This window comes from Devosia sp., from assembly GCF_040509215.1.
In the GTDB taxonomy this organism is placed as follows: Bacteria; Pseudomonadota; Alphaproteobacteria; order Rhizobiales; family Devosiaceae; genus Devosia.
Genome location: NZ_JBEVLL010000022.1, coordinates 1 through 4927 on the forward strand (window position 1 = coordinate 1; position 4927 = coordinate 4927).

At 60.1% G+C, this 4927-nt stretch carries 7 protein-coding genes; 6 read left to right on the forward strand and 1 reads right to left on the reverse strand.

The annotated features are described in order from the left end of the window. Together ABW043_RS01075 and ABW043_RS01080 are read left to right on the forward strand one after the other, a co-directional pair. On the forward strand, nt 1-423 hold a 423-nt coding region (locus tag ABW043_RS01075), incomplete at its 5' end, for an MmcQ/YjbR family DNA-binding protein (RefSeq protein ID WP_353919396.1). A gap of 26 nt (nt 424-449) precedes the next feature. Next, nucleotides 450-824 (forward strand): VOC family protein, encoded by a 375-nt coding sequence (locus ABW043_RS01080; RefSeq protein ID WP_353919397.1) that lies wholly within the window; start codon nt 450-452, stop codon nt 822-824. Nucleotides 825-889: 65 nt separating this feature from the next. Here ABW043_RS01080 and ABW043_RS01085 read toward each other — a convergent pair whose 3' ends face one another. Beyond that, nucleotides 890-1990: a Gfo/Idh/MocA family protein gene (locus ABW043_RS01085; RefSeq protein WP_353919398.1), complete on the reverse strand. Its 1101-nt coding sequence runs from the start codon at nt 1988-1990 to the stop codon at nt 890-892. A gap of 339 nt (nt 1991-2329) precedes the next feature. Between ABW043_RS01085 and ABW043_RS01090 the strand changes: the two genes are divergently transcribed. The 4 genes from ABW043_RS01090 to ABW043_RS01105 form a co-directional block, all read left to right on the forward strand. Further along, complete coding sequence (locus tag ABW043_RS01090; protein WP_353919399.1) at nt 2330-3388, forward strand: LacI family transcriptional regulator; 1059 nt, start codon at nt 2330-2332, stop codon at nt 3386-3388. 618 nt (nt 3389-4006) lie between these two features. Then, entirely contained in the window at nt 4007-4318 is a 312-nt protein-coding gene (locus tag ABW043_RS01095) for an STAS domain-containing protein (protein ID WP_353919400.1), read from the forward strand. Between the two features lie 18 nt (nt 4319-4336). Continuing rightward, nucleotides 4337-4705 carry a response regulator gene (locus ABW043_RS01100; RefSeq protein WP_291420983.1) on the forward strand — a complete coding sequence of 123 codons (369 nt, stop codon included), beginning with the start codon at nt 4337-4339 and terminating at the stop codon, nt 4703-4705. Beyond that, a partial coding sequence (locus ABW043_RS01105; RefSeq protein ID WP_353919401.1) for an Hpt domain-containing protein occupies nt 4702-4927 on the forward strand: 226 nt, incomplete at its 3' end. The genes ABW043_RS01100 and ABW043_RS01105, both read left to right, overlap by 4 nt.

Below are 4927 nucleotides of genomic sequence, written 5' to 3' on the forward strand. Positions count from 1 at the left end.
GCGCCGCTTTTCGTTAGCAGACTGTTAGCATTGAGCTTCACCTACCCCACCATCATGCGACGCGAAGGCTTCGAGGCCTTCGTTGCGAGGCTTCCGGCGGCGACGCTGGTGCGCCAGTGGCGCGACGATTCGGTCGCCAAGGTTGGCGGCAGGATCTTTGCGCTGCTCGACCGTGATCCGGGCGAGGTGTGGTGCAAGGTCTCGGACATGTCCTTTGACCTGCTGACCGAATTGCCCGGCATTCGGCCCGCGCCTTATTTTGCCCGGGCGGGGTGGGTGGCGATTTCGGTCGATAGTCCCCTCGAAGCGGCCGATGTGGAAGCCTATGTGGCCCAAGCCCATCGACTGGTCGCGGCAAAGCTGAGCAAGAAGCTGCGCCAGCAATTGGGACTCGACGTTTCTCCAATCGAGGCGCCAATCTAGCTTGGCCCGGGGGAGGGGAGGAGAGAATGAGCGATGAAGATCAGTTACATTCGGTAGGACAGGTTTCGCGCCACGTGCTGGACATCGAGGCGTCCACCGGCTGGTATCGCGACGTGCTGGGGCTGACCCATCTTTATCGGTTTGGCGCCTTGAGCTTTTTCGATTGCGGCGGACTGCGGCTCTATCTGCAGGAGAGCCCGGAGGCGGGACCGGAATCGGTGCTGTATTTTCGCGTCGACAATATCGAGGCCTCTTATCAAACGCTGTCAGGTCGCGGGGCCGAGTTCATGCAGACGCCGCACCTCATCCACCGGCATGAAGACGGGACGGAGGAGTGGATGGCGTTCTTTGGCGATCTCGAAGGCCGGCCACTGGCGCTGATGGCGCAGAAGCGGGGCTGAGCCCAAAAAGTGAAAGCCCCGGTCTTGGCCGGGGCTTCCCTTGAATTGCATAAAAACTAAAACCCTCAGCGGCCCAGCTTGCCATCCACGAGCGAGGTGCCGAGCGGGGCAGGGCGGGTGACGGGGGTGGTGATCTCGACGGCCTGGCCGGTCTTCGAGGATGTCTCAAAGGCTTCCATGACTTCGAGGACGTGCAGGGCCAGATCGCCATTGCAGCGGTGGGGGCGGTTTTCGACGATGGCATGGGCCATGTCGGCGAGACCGATCGAGCGATAATTGCCATCGGCATAGGGCTGGTCGGTGTCCACATTGGTCCACTCGCCGCCCTTTTTGAAGATCTCGACCTGACCGCCAAAATTGTTGGGATCGGGAACGATCAGCGTCGCGTCGGTGCCATAGATTTCGAGCGGCACGTGCTTGTGGCCGGCAACGTCAAAACTCATGGAAACCTGCACCACGGCGCCATTGGCAAAGACCAGGGTGCCCGAGACGTGGGTTGCGACGTGAACCGGGATCACCTCGCCATTGCGCTCCTTGGCGGTGATGGTGCGCGTATCGCGCAGCATGGTGCCGAAGCCGGACACCTTGGCGACGGGGCCGAGGAGGTTGACGAGGTCGGTGATGTAGTAGGGGCCCATGTCGAGCATGGGGCCGCCGCCGGCTTCATAATAGAAGGCGGGATTGGGGTGCCAGCGCTCGTGGCCCGGGCACATGAAATAAGCGGTGCCACCGACCGCCTGGCCGAGCTGGCCTTCATCGACAATGCGGCGGGCGGTCTGGTGCGAACCGCCAAGGAAAGTGTCGGGCGCCGAGCCGAGGCGCAGGTTTTTCGCCTTGGCCGCTTCGATCAGCTTCTTGCCTTCGGCAAAGACCACGCCGAGCGGCTTTTCCGAATAGACGTGCTTGCCGGCGGCAATGGCGCGGAGACCGACGTCCACGTGCGCCTTGGGAATGGTGAGGTTGAGAATGATCTCGATTTCAGGGTCGGCAAAGAGCGCGTCCATGGTGACGGCCTTGACGCCGAATTCGGCGGCGCGTGCGGCTGCCGCCGCCGGATTGAGATCGGCGACCGCCTTGATGTCGAGAACCGGAAATCCCTGGGCCGCCTTGAGATAGGCAGCCGAAATATTGCCCAAACCAACAATGCCGATGCCGACCTTGCGCATCTTTGTCTCCTCCTGCCACAGGCATGTCGCCGCAGCCAAAATGCCTCGCCGCCTTGTATGGCAGCGTCCTCAACTCGCTTCTGACATGTCAGCTTGGGCCAAGACAACGGCTAAGAGGTGTCACGGCAAATATTGTCACCGCCGTATTGACATACGTACCTCAGAGGGATTTTACTGCGCGAAAGTGACGGCGAGCGAAAGCTTCCCAGCGATTGGCACATCCCACGGGCGCCGAGCCTGTTGGGACTTTTGTGCTTTATCTTGATCTATTGCCCCCAATCTGATGTTGTTTTCCCTTCACAACATCGTCCGCCCAAGGACGGATGAGGGGATATTTCCGTGTCGCAAGACGATTTGCCGTCCGCCGGGCGCAGCAAGCGCGGCGTGAAGCCTTCCGGCAAGCCGACGCTCAAGACCATTGCCCAGATGACGGGCCTTGCCGTGACCACCATTTCCCGTGCGCTCAACAATGCGCCGGAACTGGCCCAGGAAACGCGCGACCGCGTGCAGCGTATCGCTGCCGAAATCGGCTATCTGCCGGACCGTGCCGCCCTGCGTCTCAAGACCGGCCGCACCAATGTGATTGCGCTGGTGCTTGAGCCCGACGAGCAGATCTATGGCTTTGGCACCTCGCTTGTGACCGGCATTACCGAATCGCTGCGCGACACCTCCTATCACCTCGTCATCACGCCGCTTTTCCGCAATGTGCAGCCGATCGAGCCGATCCGGCATATCGTGCGCAACCGCATGGCCGATGGCGTGATCTTCTCGAAGGCCGAAACCTTCGACGAGCGTATTCGCTTTCTCATCGACAATGATTTTCCCTTCGTGAGCCATGGCCGCAGCCAGTGGCCCGAAGCCCATCCCTTCGTCGATTTCGACAACGAGGAATTTGCCTATCACGCAACGCTTCGCCTCGCGGCGCAGGGGTGCAGGAAGATCTCCATCGTGCTGCCCGACAGCGCGCTGACCTATACCGAGCATCTCAAGAACGGCATCGAGCGCGGCGCGCACGAAACCGGCATCGCCTATGAGTTCGCCGCCGACGTGAACCTCAACAGCGCAACCGATGCCATACGCAATTACGTCATCAAGCGCTCGAAGCGCCCGGATGGTCCGGATGGCTATATCGGTGCGTCCGAGATTTCCGCTCTCGCGATTCTCGGTGGCCTGGCAGATAGCGGCCATGTGGTGGGCAAGACCGCCCATGTGGTCACCAAGCAAGCGTCCTCAATGTTCATGCAGTTCCAGCCGGCGGCCGAGACGGTGGGGGAAGACTTCGTCGAAGCCGGGCGCCGGCTCGGGCAGATACTGCTGCGCCGCATTTCCGGGGACACCGAGGGGCTGTCCTATCTGGCAAAGCCCAGCCTGCACTGGACCGAACGCGCCGCGTCCTGACCCCAGGCGATTTTCAGCCGCAGGCGGCCTCGACTTCCGCTCTCGTGCGCAAGTGCCTGATGACATGAGAAAATAATCGCATTTCGCGTTTTCGTGAACTGGTATGCGGTACGTGCACAATCTGGCCCTGCCACAATCAGGGCGAAATAAAGGCAGGGCACGCCCGGCGCTGGCGCGCTGCCGTACTGCATAAAATTGCACAGATTTTGGCCTTTTCGGCTCGCTGCAAAGTAGCGGGGCCAATGAATCAATCAATATTACCCGGTGGAGGACTCTGAATCGTTCAAGAGTCTATTTGCCACGATTCCCGGCCGACGCGGTTGGACTCAGAATCGTGGGGCGGGATACTCTTGCGAAGAGTCTGTATTTATTCTGTCGTTATACTAACGACTGGTCATCAAGACTAGTAAAAAACTTCTTCGCGTAACCAATGATTAAGCCATTTAAGGAATGATCATAACCAGGCCGGATGGGAATACGGCTGCACACATCGTCAAACGACTATCCAGACGGGTTTGCACGCCGCCTGAATACTTCACACCGTTCATCGGTTCTTAACTACCCAACGCCTGAGAGCATTATGACATCGCTGATACTTTTTTCGACCAGGTCGCTGCCATGACCGGGAGCAGCTCTTTCACGCTCGTTTTGAGCGGCGACGTCTCCGTCAAGTCCGCTCAGACTATGCTTGCCGGCCTCAAGGAGGCCGTCGCCGCGCATTCTGCGATTGCGCTCGACACCAAGGATATCACCCAGGCCGACGTGACCACCGTTCAGACCTTGCTGGCGGCGCGGAACAAGGCCGAGGCGCTTGGCAAATCATTCACATTGAAGGGGCCACCGGGCCCCAAGTTGCAGGCCGTGCTCGACGGTGCGGGGTTTCTCAACCCGGCACAGCCGACGGCCCGCTTCTGGACCGACCACATTTAAGCCACGGGACGCGACGGCATGACCAAGACAATCCTCACCATCGATGACTCCGCCTCCATTCGCCAGATGGTGGCCATGACCCTGACCGCCGCCGGCCTCGATGTGATCGAAGCCGTCAACGGGCAGGATGGCTATGACAAGGCCACCACCAATACGGTCCATGCCGTCATCACCGACCTCAACATGCCGGTTCTCAACGGCATCGAATTCATCCGCAAATATCGCCAGCACCCCGCCAGCAAGGGCATTCCGATCATCCTTCTTACGACCGAGTCCGATGAGGAACTCAAGCGTCAGGCCAAGGAAGCGGGCGCCACCGGCTGGATCGTAAAGCCCTTCAAGCAGGACCAGTTGCTGGCCGTTATCAAGAAGGTCACCGGGGCATGAATATCTCCGACCCAGCCGAGACATTTCGCCAGGAGGCGCGCGAGCTGCTCGATCAGCTCGAAGCCGGCCTACTCGATCTCGAGCAGGACCCCTCCAATGACGACCTGATCAATTCCACCTTCAGGGCCCTGCATACGATCAAGGGTTCGGGGGCCATGTTCGGCTTTACGGCTGTCGCCGAATTCGTCCACGAATTCGAGACGGCCTTTGACCGTGTGCGCA